General features: G+C 48.6%; 18 protein-coding genes. 10 read left to right on the top strand and 8 right to left on the bottom strand.

The window, feature by feature from the left end:
* Window positions 1-21 precede the first annotated feature (21 nt).
* Window positions 22-723: an HAD family hydrolase gene (locus ACXHJ1_RS23675; protein ID WP_016819605.1), complete on the top strand. Its 702-nt coding sequence runs from the start codon at window positions 22-24 to the stop codon at window positions 721-723.
* Window positions 724-824: 101 nt separating this feature from the next.
* Here ACXHJ1_RS23675 and ACXHJ1_RS23670 read toward each other — a convergent pair whose 3' ends face one another.
* From ACXHJ1_RS23670 to ACXHJ1_RS23645, 6 genes are read right to left on the bottom strand one after another with little or no spacing between them, the layout of a single operon-like run.
* Entirely contained in the window at window positions 825-2,003 is a 1,179-nt protein-coding gene (locus tag ACXHJ1_RS23670) for a YheC/YheD family endospore coat-associated protein (RefSeq protein WP_019686837.1), read from the bottom strand.
* The gene (locus ACXHJ1_RS23665) at window positions 1,985-2,500 is read right to left on the bottom strand and encodes a GNAT family protein (RefSeq protein WP_016819607.1); all 516 of its coding nucleotides are present in this window, start codon (window positions 2,498-2,500) and stop codon (window positions 1,985-1,987) included. Before ACXHJ1_RS23665 ends, ACXHJ1_RS23670 begins: the two co-directional genes overlap by 19 nt.
* Before the next feature lie 18 nt (window positions 2,501-2,518).
* Window positions 2,519-3,625, bottom strand: coding sequence for a YheC/YheD family endospore coat-associated protein (locus ACXHJ1_RS23660; protein WP_107734371.1), 1,107 nt, complete (start codon window positions 3,623-3,625; stop codon window positions 2,519-2,521).
* Entirely contained in the window at window positions 3,622-4,992 is a 1,371-nt protein-coding gene (locus tag ACXHJ1_RS23655; RefSeq protein ID WP_016819609.1) for a YheC/YheD family endospore coat-associated protein, read from the bottom strand. The genes ACXHJ1_RS23660 and ACXHJ1_RS23655 overlap by 4 nt, the downstream gene beginning before the upstream one ends.
* Window positions 4,993-5,004: 12 nt before the next feature.
* Window positions 5,005-6,159 (bottom strand): YheC/YheD family endospore coat-associated protein, encoded by a 1,155-nt coding sequence (locus tag ACXHJ1_RS23650; RefSeq protein WP_016819610.1) that lies wholly within the window; start codon window positions 6,157-6,159, stop codon window positions 5,005-5,007.
* 43 nt (window positions 6,160-6,202) lie between these two features.
* Entirely contained in the window at window positions 6,203-7,582 is a 1,380-nt protein-coding gene (locus ACXHJ1_RS23645; protein WP_016819611.1) for a YheC/YheD family endospore coat-associated protein, read from the bottom strand.
* A gap of 162 nt (window positions 7,583-7,744) precedes the next feature.
* Here ACXHJ1_RS23645 and ACXHJ1_RS23640 point away from each other — a divergent pair, with 162 nt between their 5' ends.
* The 3 genes from ACXHJ1_RS23640 (at window position 7,745) to ACXHJ1_RS23630 (ending at window position 9,936) form a co-directional block, all read left to right on the top strand.
* Window positions 7,745-8,089, top strand: coding sequence for a YlbF family regulator (locus tag ACXHJ1_RS23640; RefSeq protein ID WP_016819612.1), 345 nt, complete (start codon window positions 7,745-7,747; stop codon window positions 8,087-8,089).
* 72 nt (window positions 8,090-8,161) lie between these two features.
* A complete protein-coding gene (locus ACXHJ1_RS23635; RefSeq protein WP_113050469.1) occupies window positions 8,162-8,446 on the top strand; it encodes a hypothetical protein in 285 nt (94 codons plus the stop codon).
* Window positions 8,447-8,601: 155 nt separating this feature from the next.
* The gene (locus ACXHJ1_RS23630; protein ID WP_013370334.1) at window positions 8,602-9,936 is read left to right on the top strand and encodes a DRTGG domain-containing protein; all 1,335 of its coding nucleotides are present in this window, start codon (window positions 8,602-8,604) and stop codon (window positions 9,934-9,936) included.
* A 44-nt stretch (window positions 9,937-9,980) separates the two neighbouring features.
* Here the strand turns inward: ACXHJ1_RS23630 and ACXHJ1_RS23625 are convergent, their stop codons facing one another.
* Together ACXHJ1_RS23625 and ACXHJ1_RS23620 are read right to left on the bottom strand one after the other, a co-directional pair.
* A complete protein-coding gene (locus ACXHJ1_RS23625; RefSeq protein WP_016819615.1) occupies window positions 9,981-10,478 on the bottom strand; it encodes a hypothetical protein in 498 nt (165 codons plus the stop codon).
* A gap of 12 nt (window positions 10,479-10,490) precedes the next feature.
* The gene (locus ACXHJ1_RS23620; RefSeq protein WP_013309582.1) at window positions 10,491-10,820 is read right to left on the bottom strand and encodes a YtrH family sporulation protein; all 330 of its coding nucleotides are present in this window, start codon (window positions 10,818-10,820) and stop codon (window positions 10,491-10,493) included.
* 137 nt (window positions 10,821-10,957) lie between these two features.
* On the opposite strand from ACXHJ1_RS23620, the gene ACXHJ1_RS23615 reads away from it, so the two are divergent.
* From ACXHJ1_RS23615 to pyk, 6 genes are all read left to right on the top strand, one after another.
* Window positions 10,958-14,551, top strand: a complete 3,594-nt coding sequence (locus ACXHJ1_RS23615; protein WP_457905320.1) for a DNA polymerase III subunit alpha — start codon at window positions 10,958-10,960, stop codon at window positions 14,549-14,551.
* A gap of 167 nt (window positions 14,552-14,718) precedes the next feature.
* Window positions 14,719-15,216 (top strand): phosphatidylglycerophosphatase A family protein, encoded by a 498-nt coding sequence (locus ACXHJ1_RS23610; RefSeq protein ID WP_025364511.1) that lies wholly within the window; start codon window positions 14,719-14,721, stop codon window positions 15,214-15,216.
* Between the two features lie 153 nt (window positions 15,217-15,369).
* Window positions 15,370-15,558 carry a hypothetical protein gene (locus ACXHJ1_RS23605; RefSeq protein ID WP_007429680.1) on the top strand — a complete coding sequence of 63 codons (189 nt, stop codon included), beginning with the start codon at window positions 15,370-15,372 and terminating at the stop codon, window positions 15,556-15,558.
* 180 nt (window positions 15,559-15,738) lie between these two features.
* Window positions 15,739-16,632 (top strand): acetyl-CoA carboxylase, carboxyltransferase subunit beta, encoded by an 894-nt coding sequence (accD, locus tag ACXHJ1_RS23600; protein WP_016819618.1) that lies wholly within the window; start codon window positions 15,739-15,741, stop codon window positions 16,630-16,632.
* The gene (locus tag ACXHJ1_RS23595; protein WP_016819619.1) at window positions 16,633-17,616 is read left to right on the top strand and encodes an acetyl-CoA carboxylase carboxyltransferase subunit alpha; all 984 of its coding nucleotides are present in this window, start codon (window positions 16,633-16,635) and stop codon (window positions 17,614-17,616) included. It begins immediately after the preceding gene.
* Between the two features lie 125 nt (window positions 17,617-17,741).
* A complete protein-coding gene (pyk, locus tag ACXHJ1_RS23590; RefSeq protein WP_016819620.1) occupies window positions 17,742-19,172 on the top strand; it encodes a pyruvate kinase in 1,431 nt (476 codons plus the stop codon).
* Window positions 19,173-19,262 lie beyond the last annotated feature (90 nt).

Raw genomic sequence — 19,262 nt, 5'->3', positions numbered from 1 at the left:
GTAAACTTACATAGGAAAGGAATGACTGATAACTACATGAACAATGCACCTGTGTTGAAGAAACCTGAGGCTATGGTATTTGATATGGATGGTACACTTTTCCAGACGGAGACGCTGCTGCTTCCTGCGTACCACAAGCTGTTTGATACGCTGCGCGCCGAAGGGCTTTATGAAGGAGAGACTCCTCCCGAGGAGCTTATTTTGAATAGTTTGGGTATGCTGCTGGATGAAATCTGGAGAAGAGTGATGCCAGAAGCCAGTGAAGCAGCTCACAGAAGAGCGGACGAGTTGTTGCTTCAGCTGGAGCTGGAGGGATTGAAGAATGGAAGTCATGCTCTGTATCCACATGTAAAAGAAACACTTCAGGCACTTCATGAGCAAGGTGTCCGATTATTCGTAGCCAGTAACGGGCTGGAGGATTATGTAAAGGGGATCGCTGCAGCGTATGAAATGGTTCCTATTTTTGAAGGACTGTACAGCGCTGGGGAATACAGTACGCTTTCCAAAGTGAATTTGCTAGAAATTCTGTTGAGCAAGCACGATATTTCGAATGTATGGATGGTAGGAGATCGTTCCTCAGATGTGGAAGCTGGCAAAAAGAACGGACAGACGGTGATCGGCTGTGCTTATGCTGGATTTGGTGTGAATGATGAGTTGGAAGGGTCCGATGCGATTATTACAGACTTTACGCAGTTGCTTACGCTTTATAAAAACGCCGAGTAACGGTGAAAACGCAGATAAGGTTATAAATCGCTGTGGCGTACCATATAAATAATACATGCAAACGATGTTAAGCAGATAACAAAACAAAGGAAGGCAGCCACTTAGGCGGAGCCTTCCTTTGCTTTACTTTCTGTCTTATCTTCTGTTTGTTCTTCTGCTTTTTGTTCCGTCTGCGGCTTCGGATTAATCTGAGTGTGGTAGACCCATAGGGCATATTCCATAGGTTTGGTGATGGCACGACGATAGGTTTCTTTTTCGCCAATGCGTGAAAATACCTCGCGAGCCGGCTTCGGGTTGACCTCAAGCACGTAGATATGACCGTCCTTATTAATTGCCAAATCGAGCGCAAGCTCACATAATGCCCCATAGCTTTCTTCCAGATATGCAGCAATGTCCAGTCCGAGCTTTTCCCCTTGCTTGATGATTTTCTCTCTGTGGCCTTCATCACGAATCCATTGCGTCAGCAATTGCTTCATCGGTACTGCCTTGCCTCCGCCATGCAGGTTGGAAGTGACACTCCGATGTGCCCCGATGCGCCCGGCACATCCCGTTAGCTCCCATACTCCCTGGCTATTTTTCTGTACCAGCATACGGTAATCATGGACCCTGCCATTCGGCAACTGCACAGGAATGCCTTCCTGAACAATATAGTTATCCATGTTCCAGCTGCTCAGACGCGGCTCCAGACGATCCAGACGTACCCGTTGCTGGGGAATAATATGGCGCTTGCGATTGCGTCCCTCAATCAGATACAGGCCACTCTGCTTGTTAACAGGCTCAATGCGTAAAATGCCGCGGCCTCCTGTGCCGTTAATTGGCTTGAGGTATACTAGTGAATTCTGTTTGAGCATTCGCTTTACACTATGAAATCCATCGAACGGCTCTGTTGCAGGCAGATGGGGGCGAAAGGCAGCCTTTCTCGCAAGCTGCTGATGAATGGCCCATTTATTGCTCAGCGGTCGGTTTAAATAAACAAGGTCTGTATACTGCAATCGGAATTTCTTTAATTGACGATACCGCTCACTGCGCTGCACTCGGCAGCGGTCGAAAATCATATCCGGAAATTCCCGCCATTTTCGAGTCCATTTACCGCTATGTGGATCATAAATTTGGGCAAGAAGCAGTCTGCGATCCTTATGGACATCCGCAGGAGTGAATACATACATATCCAGCCCCAGCCTTTTGCCTTCTGCGATCATGCGTTCATATATGTCACGTTCTTCCAGTTGCTTCTTACTGTTCAAATACAAAGTCATGATGCCTAGGACAGGTTTTGGCACAGCATTCCACCTTCCTCTGCCGTCTGCTCATCTTCGGACAACTCCCCACAAAATATCAGCGTGGGCTTTCCCGTCGGTCCAGTCGTCATTTCATGCGCAATAAGTCCAGCGCCGAAACAGGTTTTGAGACTGGCCATATTGTCGGTGGCTACGCTGCACGTCAGACGGCGCAGCTGTTGGAGCTGGGCGGACAGCAGTCTAGCGCCCAGTCTGCGGCCCCGGTAAAGCGGACGAACAATCACGATGCAAGCATCTTTCCCATAATTCAGAGCGAGGGAAAATCCCGCAATCCGTAGCCCCTTCTCCGTGCGCACATATGCGCACAGGAGGGAGGAGCCAGGGGTGTTCAATTGCTCCGGCGTTAAAACAGCCAACTGCCGCAGAGCATTGCGAGTAATGCGCATGCCGCCCGAACTGCGAGCCAGAAACAGCAACTGTCGTCGTCTTAGTACCCAACTCCGGGCAGGCAAATGTTGAACATCGCTAATTTGCGGCATGATTCCACTTCCTTGAGATTATTTCATTCGTTCGGCCAAAAAGGAGCTGTATTGAAATATACGTCTAAGTGATTTTTGACGGATTTCGGGCTCGTCGAATTTCATCGGTTTGGCATTGGCTTCAAAAAACCAGAGGGTCCCGAGTGTGTCTACGCCCAAATCCATAGACATTTCACCGTGAGAAAGACCGGATGCGCGTTCAATTTGACGTGCAATCTGAATGGCCGTACTTTTAACCTTATCCAGCAAATCTGTGCTGTCCTCAGATCCAAAGATTGAGGATAGCAGCTTGAACGGATCCTCCACACTTCCCCCACGCGGAACATGTGTTGTAATACTTCCCTTACCCGCTAGTCTGGCGCCTACTCCGGTAATGCTCCATGCGCCACGGGCATTTTTTTGCACCAGAAGCCGCAAATCGAAGGGCTTTTTCTGATAGGTTGCCAGATCGATACCCTGCTGAATGATATAAGGCGAGTTGCCTGTTTCTCGGCGAATACGTCCCCATAACCGAGACAAGGATACAGATCGGTAGGTTATGCTTTTTTTGTCATGTTGAATGGTCAACCTGTATGCCATCAGATGCTCAGGGTTGAATCTGAGAATCATAATTCCCTTTCCGGCTTTACCGTTTTCCGGTTTGAGATACAGGTATGGATATGCAGACAGCATTTTTCCTAAGGAAGACAGGTTGCTCAACCGTTTGGTAATTGGAACAAGCTGACGAGTGGATTCCGAGGTACGGAGCCATTTGAACAGTTCCCATTTGTTAAAAAAGCCCGGATTGTACAGCTCAACGCCTGAGGCATGTGAAATTTCATCCAGCTTTGCGCGCACAGAAGTTTTAAGTTCATAATTACGGTTGGGGATACGATTATAAATGACCTGTGGAGATGGGAAATCTTGTTCCTCCCATATTTGTGAGTTTTTGTTGTAGATGTAGCCCTTCACTGTTTCATCTGCCAGCTTCAAGTCCCTGACAGTAACAATGTACACCTGATACCCCATGCGCGTTCCCGTTTCTAGAATATCCCTGAAGTTTCGCTGATTTCCTTTGAAAAATTGTTCATCGTCGTGCACTGTCAATACAGCAACAACTGGTTTTTGCTCCGCCCGGGTATTCATAGTTCCTCTTTTCTGCGGAATTTACTGAGGTAAAGACAGTGGTCCAAAATATGCTCCACGGATGCTTTACCCTCCGCACGCAACGATGGATGCTGAAAAATGGATCGACCTGGCTTAGAATTGGCTTCAAACATCCATACCTTTTCATCCTGATCAATTCCCAGGTCGAATCCGATTTCACCCAGTAGATGCTGGTGGTGATATTCAATGGCTTCTGCTAGCGTAACTGCTACATTCTTGGCACGTTGAAGCACTTCACCCGCTCGGTCTCCGAATACCCGACCGAGCGCTTGCTCGGGTGTCATCAGGGAACCGCCGTTTTTGATATGAGTCGTGACACTGCCACGTCCGGCTTTTTTGGCTCCAATGCCAACGACGACCCATTGGTTATTGCCGTCTTTGTGCATATGAAACCGGAAATCAATCGGGCAATTATCAATCTCGATTAGTTGAATGCCCTGCTGAATGACGTAGCCTTTTAGCGTCTGTCCCTTATTGGAGTGAAGCATCCGCAGCATGGAGTTAAAAGTGGTAAACCGCAGCAGTACATTGCTATTTTTCTTCCGATACCTCACATAGTATCCTTGTTTGGGGACATAGGACAGACGATAGATTCCTTTGCCCAGACTGCCGCTACTTGGCTTATAATAAGCAAATTGATGCCGCTCCAGCATACCTCGGATACGTTCAGAGCTGGGATTCATATAGGATTCAGGGACATAACGGTTAACCTCTGGATTATTTTCCAGCAGATGATAGATATCGGATTTATTGAAAAAGCTCCAGTTAAAGAAAGGAATTCGTTTGCGGGAAAAGCGTTCGCGTAGTTGATTAATCGCTGGGGAAAAATCTGAGCGGCGGCTCGGCAAACGATTATAAATTACGTCCGGCAGAGGTACGAGTTTACGTGTAAACTCCCCGCTGGATGACAGAAAATAGCCGTTAATCGTATCATTTTGCCAGTTGATATCCCGTGGGGTGAAGGCAAAAATATAAGATTTTTTGCTGCCTTCCTTCAAAAGTTGCTTAATAAAGCCTGTGCGTGATCCGAAAGGGCGGGTGGTGGAGTTAGTGGCATCAGACAATACTCCAATCAACGGTCCAAGCTGAACATCTCCGTCCAGATTCCGCAAATAAATAGACCCGCTTTTGGGAACACGGATTGCGTTGCGCAAGCCGGAGGTCAAGTATAGATGACGTCCCGCCTTCTGAATGGGTTTTACTGTTGCGGGAATCTGATCCTTGCCAAGTCGCAGACGAATGGACTTGGCTCCAGATAACTTAAGGCTTTTCAACAAGGCAGTGGATATATACGCCACCTTGTCGGGCTGCTGTGAGAAATGCACATTGCAATGCGTTAAACTCATCTGTTTATCCTCCTATACCGTATGTTCAAGGGAGGCGCCCGCGCCCTTTGGCCCTGTCGCTTTGGAATGGGTCATTAAATATCGAGCATATTCGAGCGGGCGGTTGACCGACCGAAAAGCGCACTCTGGCTGACGAGTCTGAAAAAAGGAGGCTCGGCCAGGGCGGGAATTAACCTCCAACAGCCAGATATTCCCGCTCCGGTCAATACCATAATCAATTCCCAACTCGCCAAGGCGGCCATAGCGTTCCTCCAACGCCCCGGCAATGGTCAAGGACAGCTCTATCATCTGTCCGATGATGAGACGTGTGCTGTCCACACCAAATTGTTCACGAAGGTAAGGCTCTGCCGGATGGGCTTCGCCCCCACCGTGCAGATTGGAAGTCAGAGTTCCTTTTCTGCCTTCCCTCACGGCAAAGCCCGTCAGGCGCCAACAGCCGTTGCCGTCCTTTTGCATGAGCGCGCGAACATCAAAGGGATGATTGCTTTGGCTTGTTAATTTCAAATAAGGCTGCACGATATAGGCGCGTTTGTGTGCAATACCGTCAATCCATGACAATCCTGCATCCAATTCAGTAAACAAGCGACGGAACGGGCGGTTTTGGGAGTTCCTGCCTTGTACGTACAGTCCCTGACCTCCTTCCGCCAGCCGGAGATACAGCGTGCCCTTGCCATGTGTTCCGGACTGTGGTTTCATAAATAGCTCCGAATGGCGTTGCAGCCACTCCACAAGCTGGGTCGTATCCCGGTATGGGGCCGTAGGCGGTACAAAGGGCCGTACTTTATCTACCGTATGCAGAGCGCGATACACCTGCCATTTGCCAGGCAAGTTACGCGACCAGTAGATAAGCTTGCGCGACTTTTGCTCCGCTATGTCTCCCAGTGTGCGCTTGACATTCTGGCTCTCATGGATATGGAGACAGCGGTTATAAACAATATCCGGCAAGGGAAAGCGGCCAAATGTCCATACTCCAGCACGATAAACATAACCCCGTATGGAATGATCTTCAGGTGAAACTCCTTCGGCGGTAAACGCCATTACGCTAATACCAGAGCGCTTGCCCAACAAGCTTAGCCTGCGACAGAAATCGGCTTCGGTAATAGGGGGAGTAGCGTCCTGCTTTCGGCTAACAAGCACGCCCAGCATGCCTGGCATAACAAGAGACACCGACAACAGCTCCTTTGGCAGCCGGACTCAGGAAGAGATGGATTCATTTGAATCCGGCTGAATAACAGCAGTATTCAATCATTTTTTTTACGGACGGGCGGGTTTTCTGATCATTTAACGGCGTATTGTCATTTTTTGATGGTTTGGAATTGACCTCCAGCAACCAGATACGCCCCGTGCTGTCAATCGCCAAATCAATACCAAATTCCGCGAAATGGGCGGGAATTGCCTTTTCTACTCCGCTTGCGATATCCAGTGCTGCTGTTTTGAGAGAGGTAAGACCATTCGATTTAACAGTTGCGGGCAGCGTGGTTTTGGCCAGTGCTTCCTTGACTGTACTGAGCGTACCGCCTCTTGCCAGATTGGATACAAAGTGGCTGCCTCCGGCGATCCGAGCGACAATGGATGTTACGGTCCAGGTTCCAGACGCATTTTTTTGTACAAGCGCGCGAAAATCGACCGGACGTTTACCGTGATCAATCAAGGTAAGGCCCTGTTGCAGCTGAAAGCGTGTCGATTTCATTTTTCCCGCTAAGCTTTTGTACAGTTTATCGACGTTGGCGTACGTTTGCTTTCGGGGTGTGCCCGCTGTTGTGGATAGCACCGAAAAGGTACCATCGGTTTGCTTGTTAATGCGCATAATGCCTTTACCAAGGCTTCCGCGCACGGGTTTGAGAAAAACAGAGGGATACTGGGTGCACATTTTTTTGAAAACGGCAAAGGTTTGCAGCAAGTGGGACTCGGGTAAATACTTGCGTAGGGAAGAATTCGATTTGAGTGCATCAAACACTTCATTCTTATCCAAAAACTTTTCATTAAAAAAGGCCGTGCCGTACTGCGATTTTACTTCTTTCATGAAATGCTGTACGCTAGTTCTGTTCTCGAGTTTACGGGAGGTAAGCCGGTTATTGACGACATCGCCGGCAGGCATGACCGTCTTTTTCCAGCCTCCGTCATACACCCATCCCTGAACTCGCCCGGGCTGACTTCCGATATGCTCCGGGGTGAAGAAATACACATATGCTCCTTGTCTGCGGCATTCCCCGACTAGTTCACGGCAGAACAGGGTGATCGACCCGAAAGGCTTGTCGGGTTGTTCGGGATAGTCCCGACTAACCAGCACGCTAATAAGTGGGCCCACTCGAAGTGTCCGGCGGCCTCGGCTGTAGGTTACTCGCAGATTACAACTGTCATGACTGGCATGAAGCCCCATTTTTCGGGCCAGTACGCTTCCCACGCGTAGACCGCTGTATCGGGGTACCGATATGACGGTAACCTCTTGGCGGAACGAACCGAAGGCGAGCTGAACGGGGTGGCCTGCGGATATTTTCCATTTGCGAAGCAGGGACTCGCCGACCATGAGTACGTCATCCTGCAAGATGCCCGATCCGATGATTTGAATCGTTGTTTTTTTGATGGACATCGTGGATCTCCTTCCGGGCAGCAACTTGATGTCTTGAAAGTAACGGGAAACGTGAATGGGCTGTAATAGCACTGATTCATCATATGAGGACATATATACCTTGGTGATTGACGGACAATGTGAAATGTTGACACAAAACTTGTAATGGAGGAATGAACAATCATGAATATCTATGACAAAGCCCATGATTTAGCAAAAGCATTGAAAGAAAGCAAAGAGGTAGAGGAAATTACGTCAGCGATGAAGCTGATTGAAACGGATCCAGAAGCCAAGAAAATGCTCGACGATTTCCGTGAACGCCAAATGGAAGTGCAACAGCGGATGATGAGCGGCGATATGCCAGCACAGGAAGAGATGGAAAAGATGGAAAAAATGTTCGAGGTACTCAGCTTGAACCTCAACATCCGTCGTCTGTTCGACGCTGAACGTCGCTTGAGCGTGATTATTGAGGACGTAAATAAGATTATTGCGGACAGTCTTCAACATTTGTACGGTTCATCTCTGTAAGTTTGTCTCATATTCCTTCCTGTCCTCTCATAGACTAGATACATAGAGTCACAGGGAGAGGAAGGGATACGATTGGGTTCATTTAAAAAATGGAAACACGGTTTGTACACACTGATTGCATTGGCTATGGTATTGGTCGCATTACCACGCATCTCGTTGGCAGGTGGTTTGAATTGGGTCAACGGTTTTGGGATAGTATGGGTACTTTTTGCGTTGCTTGTCATCGGAGCGAACCTGCATTTTTTGCTGGGTGTAGATGAGGAAAAGCGTAAAACGCTGGAGCGTGTGCGACGGGCCAAAATGCAGCAGTGGCAGATGAAATGGGATAACAAAGCTGACAAAGGCAAAATGCTGTAAGTGTTTCTAGTACGAAGCGGTCTCTTGTAACATGGGACCGCTTTTTTGTTATTTTCAAAGCAAAGATATCCTAATAACAAGGGTCTAAAACAAAGGGGTTTTGTGGTATAATAGATACAGAATGATACAGATTGAACGTTGGGGGTGTAACAGAGTTGGACGGGCTAGATGAAACAGTTACGAAGCATGAGCAGCTATTGCGTCATATCGAGCAGTTAAAAATAGGCTCCAAAATTTCTGTACGCAGGTTGGCTAAAGAAATGAGTGTTAGCGAAGGCACGGCTTATCGGGCTGTGAAAGAAGCAGAGAATTTGGGAATTGTCATTACCAAGGAACGGATCGGAACAGTACGAGTGGAGAAGCGTCCACGAGGCTTATCTGAGCAGCTGACGTTTGCGGATGTCGTGAATATTGTAGAGGGACATGTGCTGGGCGGAAGCGAGGGGCTCGAGAAGCCGCTGCACAAGTATGTGATCGGGGCGATGCGTGAGGAAGCCATGGCTCGTTATATTGACGCAGGCAGTTTGCTGATCGTAGGTAACCGAGAGGATGCGCATTCGCTTGCATTAGAGCAAGGAGCGGGTGTGCTGATTACAGGGGGGTTCGGTACGAGTCGGGAGGTTAAGCAGCTTGCAGACCAGATCAGCCTGCCGATTATTTCCTCGCGTCATGATACATTTACCGTGGCTTCTATGATTAATAGAGCGATATTTGACCGTTTGATCAAAAAGAAAATTATGTTGATTGAAGACATTGCCGCCAGCAAACCGAAGACGCTGACCTTGAAAATCAACAGCACGCTGACCGAATTTGAAGAGCTATCAGCGACCACGGGATATCATCATTTTGCCATAGTGGATGAATGGAATCGTTTAATTGGTATCGTCAGCCGTAAAGATGTGGAAGGACTTCAACCTGAGCATACGATGGATAAATGTATGATCCGTAACCCAATTACGGTCACTTACCAGACCTCGCTGGCTTCTGCTGCTCAAATGATGGCATGGGAAGGTGTAGATTACTTGCCGGTCGTGGACCGCAACCGTAAGCTGCTCGGGTCCGTTACACGGCGTGAGGTGCTGGAGGCGCTGCGTAACGCCCAAAAGCAGCCACAACTTGGCGAGACGTTCGACCAGTTGATCTGGAACGGTTTTGCTGAGGAGCGTAATGAGGACGGATCATTATTTTTTCGCGGCTTTATCATTCCACAGATGGCTACCAATTTAGGGACGATCTCGGAAGGCGTACTGGTCAACGTGATGACACAAGCGGGCTACCGGGCAGCTAGAGATATGAGCGGCAAGGATTATGTGCTGGATAATTTGACAACTTATTTTATTCGACCAGTACAGATTGAGGATGCTGTCGTTCTTCGTCCGTTGCTGCTTGAGATGAGTCGCCGCACCTGCAAGCTAGAAATTGCGATTTCTAGGGAAAATCATTTGGTGTGCAAGGCAGTGATGACGCTTCAATCCATTGAACATGGTTAATCCACCTTTGGATTGGAGCTGAAGATGGAGTTAAATAGATCGAGTTAGTGGCTTTGAGGCAGTCTTTCTTTGGCCTCCAGCCAGATTTGCAGCACACCTTCCATTACAAGCATCGTTTTGACCTGGATTGTATACTCCTTGTCACGAACGGTGTATTTTTTTTGGTGCAGCAACATACGTACCAGCTTGCTGTCAGAGTCAATCTCAAACATATCTCTGCCGCGCAGCACCTCCAGATCACGACTGACGCGGCGAAGAAGCTCTTTCAGATTAATAGAGTCAATTTTTTCAGCCGTGGCTTCCTCCGCAATCAGCTTGATTTCTTTGATGACGGTTTGGCGCTTGCTGTATTTACGTAATGTTTTGTTGTCCTCTTCAGCTTGCTGGAGCTGGAATTGAAGGTCCTGGTTGTTCATCCACAGCTGATTGAAACTCGCATGCCAGATGGCATTGTAGATCAATCCTCCCGTAATCATACCGAGTACAAAAACGGAGGATAATTGCATAAAAGGGCGCAGGCGCTCAAAGGGAGGGACTCTCATAGTCGTTTCACCTCACGGCCGTCCGTTGCCGCATACCCACTTGACCAGCTCTGCACCCATATGAGCGCCTAAAAAGGCGAAAATCAAATACAATATCTGCTTAATGGCAGGTGACAAATTACCATCCAACATATTGCTCTCAATGACCCGGATCGGGTCCATCGTTCCTCCCACAGCGGCGGCAAGCGCCCATATTTTAATCCTTCCTGCAACCTCCAGCATCGTCTGGGTAGGCGGCTGAAGCGATACTACAGCTCCCATTCCGCCGAGCATGGCTCCTCCGAGCACGATGCCGAAGGCAATGAAGAAGTCGAGAATCGCTTTGGATATAAAAGTGCTCATGCTCTTTTCCTCCTTGGGTATACGAATCAGGACCGCGCTTGTCCGCCCGGGTCTGTACTTTTATTCTATGGGCGCTACTAACGTGGATATGATAAAATAGTTTGAAGAAAATCAAGCGGTGAAGGGAAGAGAAGCGCATGAGTTCATTTGTGCATTTGCATGTTCACAGCGAGTACAGCCTGCTGGACGGCGCGGCTCGTACCGCGGAATTGGTCAAACAGGCATCAGCTTATGGAATGAAGGCGCTGGCTCTTACAGATCATGGGGTCATGTACGGTGCCATTCCTTTTTATAGAGCATGTGTAGAGAACGGCATTAAGCCGATTATCGGGTGTGAGGCTTATATGACGGCAGGATCGCGCAAGGAGCGTGGCAGCCGGAAGGATCAGCCCATATATCATTTAATTTTGCTCGCCAAAAATAAAACAGGCTATCAAAATTTGATTAAGTTGTGCTCCATTGGCCATTTGGAGGGTTTTCACTATAAGCCGCGCATCGATATGGATGCTTTGGCTGCCCATCATGAAGGCATCATATGCTTGAGCGCTTGCTTGGGCGGTGAAGTGCCGCAGCATTTGCTGCATGGTCGGGAAGCCGAAGCACGACGTGCGGCCGAACGATACCGTAGCATTTTTGGCGAAGATTTTTATCTGGAGCTTCAGGATCATGGTCTGTCGGAGCAAAAACGCGTAAATCCTCAATTGATCGCATTGGCGAAGGAACTGGATATTCCGCTAGTGGCGACGAATGACGTGCATTACTTAACCGAGCCGGATGCTGATGTCCAGGACGTTCTGATTTGTATCGGGACAGGGAAGACAGTTGACGATGAGGAGCGCTTGCGTATACCAACACGTCAGTTGTATCTGAAAAGTCAGGAGGACATGGCTCGTTTATTTCCACATGTAGCAGAAGCCATCGCTAATACGGTGCGTATTGCTGAAAAATGCGAGCTGGAGCTGGAATTCGGCCAATCGATTTTGCCTGAATATCGCCCGCTGCCAGAGGACATGACGTCTTCGTCCTATTTGCGTAGTCTGTGCATGCAAGGGCTAGAGCGTCGCTACGGAGGCGATCCTGTATGGGAGCAGCCGGAGGAGCGGGAAAGACTGGACCAGCGGCTAAACTACGAATTAAATACGATTGACAGTATGGGCTTCAGCGATTATTTCTTGATTGTATGGGATTTTATTGCTTTTGCTCATAAGCATAAGATTGCAACCGGTCCGGGACGGGGTTCCTCCGCCGGTAGTTTGGTGGCCTATGTGCTTAATATCACGAATGTCGATCCGATAAAATACAATCTGCTCTTTGAACGGTTTCTGAACCCTGAACGGATCAGCATGCCAGATATAGATATTGATTTTAGCGATGAACGCCGTGACGAGGTTATCGACTATGTAGTACAGAAGTACGGAAATGAGCATGTTGCGCAAATTATTACCTTTGGGACATTAGCGGCAAGAGCCGCAGTCCGTGACGTCGGCCGTGTATTGAACGTGCCGTATGGCGAGGTGGACAAGGCGGCCAAGTTGATCCCGGCGCAGCTCGGCATTAATATCCGGCATGCGTTGGAGATCACCCCCGAGCTGAAGGCTCTGTATGAAACGAAGCCCAAGACACGTGAACTGCTGGATATGGCGATCAAAGTAGAAGGAATGCCTCGCCATGCTTCGACACATGCGGCGGGTGTTGTCATCTCGCGGACTCCATTGACCGATGCGGTTCCGCTGCAAGAGGGGAGCGAAGGGGTTCCTTTAACGCAGTACTCAATGGAAAATCTGGAGCGCATCGGTTTGTTGAAAATGGATTTTCTTGGACTACGTACGCTCTCCATTATTGAACGGTGCATGCGCTGGGTTGCGGAGCAGCATGGAGAAACACCTGACTTTAGCCGTGTTCCCGACGATGACCCGCATACCTATGACTTGCTGGGCAAAGGAGATACAGGAGGCGTGTTCCAGCTGGAGTCGGCCGGTATACGCCGGGTACTCAAGGATTTGAAACCGAGTGTTTTCGAGGATATCATTTCTGTCCTGGCTTTGTATCGTCCGGGCCCGATGGGTTTTATTCCCAACTTTATACAGGCTAAGCACGGACAGATTGAGGTTTCTTATCCGCATCCTGATCTTGAACCGATCTTAAAGGATACGTACGGTATTATTGTGTATCAGGAACAAATCATGCAGATTGCATCGCGCATGGCTGGCTTTTCCTTGGGAGAGGCCGATCTGCTGCGCCGCGCGGTGTCTAAGAAAAAACGCGAGGTGCTGGATCTGGAGCGTGGTCATTTTGTCGAAGGCAGTATTAAACAGGGGTACACAGAGGAGGAAGCCGGCAGGGTTTACGATATGATCGTCCGTTTTGCTGACTACGGTTTTCCGCGTGCCCATGCAGCTGCTTATGGTGTGCTAGCATTCCAGACGGCTTATCTTAAGGCCCATTATCCAGTACAATTCATGGCTTCCATGCTGACGGCCGTCATGGGAAGTCATCGAAAAGTGGCTGAATATGTCGTCGAATGCCGTCGTATGGATATCGCAGTGTTGCCGCCTGATGTGAATGAGAGTGGGGTGCTGTTTACCCCATTACAGCAGGGTGATATCCGCTTTGGACTGGCTGCCATTAAAAATGTCGGCACACAAGCAATGGAAAGCATTCTTGCTGTTCGTAAGGAACGCCCTTTCGACAGCTTGCTCGATTTTTGTCGACGCGTTGATTTGAGGGTGTGTAATAAGAGAGTGATTGAATCGCTCATTCAGGCAGGGGCATTTGATTCATTGACAGGCCATCGGGCACAGTTGCTTGCCATGCTGGATGAAACGGTGGATGCAGCTGCCAAATGGCGCAAGGAACGTGACGATTTGCAAATTGATATGTTTGGCTTTGTAGAAATGCCTAATTGGGATATTGAATACCCCAATGTACCTCCATTTAGTACCAGCCAGCAATTAGAGCTGGAACGCGAACTGCTGGGACTGTATTTGTCTGGGCATCCGCTAGATGATTTTGAGTCGCTGCTGGAAAGCAGCCAAGCGGATCGTCTGATGGAGCTGAGCGAAGTGCCAGATGAAACAGTTATTGTAACCGCAGGCATGGTGGTGTCACTCAAGACGATTACGACCAAGCAGGGAAAGGCCATGGCCTTCATTGAGCTGGAGGATCAGATTGAGCGCTGTGAGGTTGTGCTGTTTCCTGAGGTATGGAAGCGAAGCCAGCAGTGGATTGAAAAGGGTGCCTTGCTTGCACTACGTGCCAAGATGCAGCAGCAGGACGAGCACTTCAAGCTCCTTGCGGATGAGGCAGCCCCGCTGGCGGAAGACGCGTTGGCAAGGCTTCTTCAGCGCCGGCGTACCGGCGCACGTTCGTCCGCAGCAGCCGCTCCATCAGCGTCGCCGCAGCAGAAGGCGGCTCGTCCCGTAGCGGCCCCCTCACAACGCGGAGGCGAAGCGGCTCACGGTGAGCAGGTGCCTTCCCCGCGCGGCTCGGAAGCCTCCGCCCGTCAGCGGGTGTTTGTCAAAATCACCCGCCAGGCCGAGGCGGACGCCAGCTTGCTGGTCAGCCTCAAGGCGTTGCTACAGGAGCATCCCGGTGCTGTGCCTACCGTACTCTTTTACGAGAGCAACCAGCGTCTGCTGGCGTTGAGTGATGCTTACAGCATTAAGCCTTCTCCTCAGCTTTTTGATCGAATGGAGTCGATGCTAGGTGAAGGTACCGTGAAAGTCAAATGACAGGCACACAGCAACACGCCCTTATTGTAACGGTTTAATGAACATTTTCCTTCCCTTTCGCATACACTTGGAAAACTGGCGGAACAGGAGATTCAACACGTGTCCTGCACCATAAGGTCCCGCACGGTGGAAGAATAGAACTGCATGGTGAAAGCGGGAGGGAAATTATGTCCTATGAATATGCAGAAACCTTGTTAAATCGCAGAGGCATTCGGATCGAGTCCATTGCGGACATTGTTTTTCAGCTTCAGCTAAAATATTATCCTCATTTGACTATGGAAGAATGTGTAGAAAGTGTCAAAGCGGTTTTGCAAAAGCGAGAGGTACAATATACACTGCTGACAGGCATTGCACTCGATGAGCTGGCCGAAAAAAAACTTCTTCCCCAGCCACTTCAAGCCATTATGGAGGCAGACGAACCGCTGTATGGAGTGGACGAGACAATGGCTCTTGGCATTACGAGCGTGTACGGCATGATTGGCTTGACCAGTTTTGGCTATCTGGATAAAGAAAAGATTGGAATTATCGATAAGCTGAACCAAAAAGGCAGTGGCATTCATGTGTTTTTAGACGATCTTGTCGCCGGATTGGCTGCCGCCGCTTCTTCGCGTATTGCCCATCGGAGCCTTCATGCCAAGCATTATCCTGCATCATTGGATGTTTAATTGGCCTGAATAAACAGAATTAATGATTATCTAGGCCCTCCGACGGAACTTGAATGATCAGGAGGGCTTTTGTTGCGGGAAAAAAGTAAGGTATGTTATCATGAGTCTATTATATGGGCTCAAAACTTGAGGCTTAGGGGGTAGAAACAAGGCATGTGGACGGTGATATATATTGCACCGACGGCCAGACTGGCTGACATGATTAAGCTCAAACTGTCTGAAGAAGGTTTTATGGTGCAGACCCGGGCCATCAGTGCATCCAAGCAACAGTTTGAGATACTTGTGCCTTCGGGTGAAGTCGAAGAAATACAGGAAGTGCTTAATTCGATTTTGCGCCCTTGAGTCCGGAACGGCGGAAGTGATACAGCAGCATGAATGGAACAAAGGATGCACGATCGGCGGTAATGTTGTATTAACAGGCGTTGACGTGTGTATGAACATAATGCTTAGAGGTGCCGCATCGACGGCAGAGGACCTTGTATCGGTTACGGCTGACAAATAAACGGCTGGAGAGGTGTAGTTGTGTTTAAAGATTTATTCCAAAAGAAGCGTAAATACGCGACCATCCCTTCGGAACGGGCGCTGAGCGGCGATCAAGCGGACATGCCGGATCGTCCCAAACGGGAAATTCCCGAAGGTCTTATGACCAAATGTGGCAAGTGTGGAAGTATTCAATACAGCAAAGAGTTGGAGAAAAATTTGAAAGTGTGTCCGGTGTGCGGATACCATATGCGTTTGAATGCAATGGATCGCATTCGCATGGTGCTCGACGAAGACACGTTTACGGAATATGATGCCGATATGATTTCGGTTGATCCGCTGGACTTTCCGGGATATGCAAGTAAGTTGGAGCAACAGACCCTGAAATCTGGCCTGCGCGAGGCTGTCGTTACGGGCGACGGCCTTATTCATGGGCATCCTGTTGTCGTAGCGGTGATGAGCTTTGACTTTTTTACAGGCAGTATGGGCTCGGTCGTAGGAGAGAAAATTACGCGTGCCATTGAGCAGGCGATTGACAAGCGCTTGCCGCTTATCATCTTCTCCACATCCGGTGGGGCACGTATGCAGGAAAGTATTCTGAGTCTGATGCAGATGGCCAAAACAAGCGCTGCTCTCGCTCGTCTGGACGAGCAGGGATTGCTCTATATTTCTGTGATCACTGATCCGACTACAGGTGGAGTCTCCGCCAGCTTTGCTATGCTTGGAGATATTATTATTGCAGAGCCAGGTGCTGTATTTGGTTTTGCAGGTCGTATTGTAATTGAGCAAACGATCAGACAGAAGCTGCCGGATGATTTCCAAACTTCCGAATTTAATTTGCAGCACGGACAATTGGATATGGTTGTACATCGCAAGGAACTGCGTGATACCCTTGGGCAATTGCTTGATCTGCACAGTGTGAAAGGGGAGGAATAAATGGCTGGCGAATTGCCTTATGAAAAGCCCCTGGTCGAGATGCGACAGAAGATCGAAGAACTTAAGCAATTCGGACAGGACAAGCAAATTGATTTTACAGATGAAATTAACCGTCTGGAAGAACGTTATCTCCAGATGGAAGAAGAAATATACACGAACATTACAGCATCGCAAAAGATGCATCTGGCTCGTCATCATCAAAGACCAACGTCCCTTGATTTGATCGAGCAGGTGTTTACAGATTTTATTGAATTGCATGGCGACCGCTTGTTCGGAGACGATCTGGCGGTTGTGGGCGGGATTGCCAAGCTAAATGGTATTCCGGTGACCGTCATTGGTCAGCAACGTGGTAAGGATACGAAAGATAACATTGCACGCTTTTTTGGTAGTGCCCATCCGGAAGGATTCCGTAAAGGCTTGCGGCTGATGCAGCAGGCTGAAAAATTTAAGCGTCCTATTATTACATTTATTGATACGAAGGGCGCTTATCCGGGTAATACAGCAGAGGAGAGAGGTCAATCGGAAGCGATTGCCCGCAATTTGCGGGAGATGGCAAAGCTTTCGGTGCCTGTTATTTGTGTGGTCATCGGCGAGGGTGGAAGCGGCGGTGCGCTTGCGTTTGCAGTGGGTAACCGTGTGCTGATGCTGGAACACGCCATTTATTCGGCCATTTCTCCGAACGGCGCAGCCTCGATTCTATGGAAAGATGCTTCTAAGGCAGATCAGGCAGCTGAAGCGATGAAGATCACCGCTAATGACCTCCTGCGCATGGAGATTATCGAGGATATCGTGCCAGAGCCGAAAGGGGGCGCACATCGTAACTATGAAGTGACTGCTGCCGCAATCAAGGAGTTATTAGAACGTCATTTGGCAGACCTTACGAATATGAGCTGCGATGAATTGAGAGAAGACAGGTATCAAAAATTCCGGAAAATAGGACAATATACTTTCTTAAAACCTTCGGAATCTGAACCTATGTTGTAATACGCTGGAAACGGGTAACAATAAATATGACGAACTTCCTATACAAATAGGAAAAAGTGTAGTAGATTTAATTGTTGGAAAAAGATATAAAGAGTAGCACCTTTGAAAACGGAGGAAAAACCCAAATGCGCAAAACTAAGATTGTATGTACCATCGGTCCTTCCAGTGAATCATTGGAAAATGTGAAGAAACTGATTATGGCTGGTATGAACGTAGCCCGCCTGAATTTCTCTCACGGTGATTTCGAGGAGCATGGCAACCGGATTAAAAACATCCGTCAAGCTTGTAAGGAGCTTAACAAAAATGTTGCTATTTTGCTCGATACGAAGGGGCCGGAAATCCGGACAGGAAAGCTCGAAGTTGAACCTATTGAGCTTGTTCAGGACGAGTTCATTACGCTGACAACGGAAGAAATTCTCGGTACGCAAGATCGTATCTCCATTACGTACAAGGATCTTCCCTCGGACGTGGAGCCCGGCTCCACCATTCTGATCGACGATGGTCTGATCGGACTCACCGTTATTGAAGTATCAGGCACTGAAATCAAATGCCGCATTGTCAATGGCGGAACGATCAAAAGCAAGAAGGGCGTTAACGTTCCAGGCGTTGCTATCTCATTGCCTGGTATTACGGAGAAAGATGCGAATGATATCATTTTTGGTATTGAGCAGGACATTGATTTCATCGCGGCTTCTTTTGTTCGTAAAGCAAGTGATGTACAGGAAATTCGTGAATTGCTGGCGAAGCACAACGCAAGCCACATTCAAATCATCTCCAAAATAGAAAATCAGCAAGGTGTTGACAACCTGGATGAAATTTTGGAAGCTTCGGATGGTCTGATGGTTGCCCGTGGTGACCTCGGTGTGGAAATTCCTGCTGAAGAAGTGCCTCTGGCGCAAAAATTGATGATTAACAAATGTAATGTAGCTGGCAAGCCTGTTATTACAGCAACACAAATGCTGGATTCCATGCAACGTAACCCGCGTCCGACTCGTGCGGAAGCAAGTGACGTAGCCAATGCTATTTTTGACGGAACAGATGCAATTATGCTGTCCGGCGAAACAGCTGCGGGTAAATATCCGGTAGAATCTGTATTGACCATGTCACGTATTGCCGAAAAAGCTGAGTCTTCTCTGAACTACCGCGATTTGTTCAAAAAACAAAGAACGGCTCAAGAAATTAGTATTACAGAAGCAATCAGCCAATCCGTTTCTATTTCTGCACTTGACCTGCATGCCAAAGCAATTCTGACGTCCACGCAAAGCGGAACAACGGCGCGTATGATCTCTAAATACCGTCCTGAAGCTCCGATTGTCGCTGTGACAACACAGGAAAGAACAGTTCGCCGTTTGGCTCTGATCTGGGGCGTACACGCAGTACAAGGCAGACCCATCGTTGACACAACAGACAGCCTGTTTGACAATGCGCTGGAAGGTGGCCGCAAATCTGGCCTCGTTAAAGAGGGCGATTTGGTTGTGATTACAGCGGGCGTACCTCTTGGTGATTCCGGTTCCACGAACCTGATCAAAATTAGCTGCGTACCAGCACAAGCGTAATTGTAGTCCCCGCAAAGTAATACAGGGATGGCATTTACTCGTTACAATAAGTAAAGGAGCATTCAGGTCCATAAGACCTGAATGCTCTTT

The sequence above is a fragment of the Paenibacillus sp. ALE2 genome, assembly GCF_054113385.1.
This window is presented reverse-complemented; position numbering and strand designations above follow the sequence as displayed.

What these genes read in the sequence shown, in the direction of transcription:
- ACXHJ1_RS23675 (WP_016819605.1), top strand. Translation starts at nt 22, where the DNA reads ATGACTGATAACTACATGAACAATGCACCTGTGTTGAAGAAACCTGAG.
- ACXHJ1_RS23665 (WP_016819607.1), bottom strand. Translation starts at nt 2,500, where the DNA reads ATGCCGCAAATTAGCGATGTTCAACATTTGCCTGCCCGGAGTTGGGTA.
- ACXHJ1_RS23660 (WP_107734371.1), bottom strand. Translation starts at nt 3,625, where the DNA reads ATGAATACCCGGGCGGAGCAAAAACCAGTTGTTGCTGTATTGACAGTG.
- ACXHJ1_RS23655 (WP_016819609.1), bottom strand. Translation starts at nt 4,992, where the DNA reads ATGAGTTTAACGCATTGCAATGTGCATTTCTCACAGCAGCCCGACAAG.
- ACXHJ1_RS23645 (WP_016819611.1), bottom strand. Translation starts at nt 7,582, where the DNA reads ATGTCCATCAAAAAAACAACGATTCAAATCATCGGATCGGGCATCTTG.
- ACXHJ1_RS23640 (WP_016819612.1), top strand. Translation starts at nt 7,745, where the DNA reads ATGAATATCTATGACAAAGCCCATGATTTAGCAAAAGCATTGAAAGAA.
- ACXHJ1_RS23625 (WP_016819615.1), bottom strand. Translation starts at nt 10,478, where the DNA reads ATGAGAGTCCCTCCCTTTGAGCGCCTGCGCCCTTTTATGCAATTATCC.
- ACXHJ1_RS23620 (WP_013309582.1), bottom strand. Translation starts at nt 10,820, where the DNA reads ATGAGCACTTTTATATCCAAAGCGATTCTCGACTTCTTCATTGCCTTC.
- ACXHJ1_RS23615 (WP_457905320.1), top strand. Translation starts at nt 10,958, where the DNA reads ATGAGTTCATTTGTGCATTTGCATGTTCACAGCGAGTACAGCCTGCTG.
- ACXHJ1_RS23610 (WP_025364511.1), top strand. Translation starts at nt 14,719, where the DNA reads ATGTCCTATGAATATGCAGAAACCTTGTTAAATCGCAGAGGCATTCGG.
- ACXHJ1_RS23605 (WP_007429680.1), top strand. Translation starts at nt 15,370, where the DNA reads ATGTGGACGGTGATATATATTGCACCGACGGCCAGACTGGCTGACATG.
- ACXHJ1_RS23595 (WP_016819619.1), top strand. Translation starts at nt 16,633, where the DNA reads ATGGCTGGCGAATTGCCTTATGAAAAGCCCCTGGTCGAGATGCGACAG.
- pyk (WP_016819620.1), top strand. Translation starts at nt 17,742, where the DNA reads ATGCGCAAAACTAAGATTGTATGTACCATCGGTCCTTCCAGTGAATCA.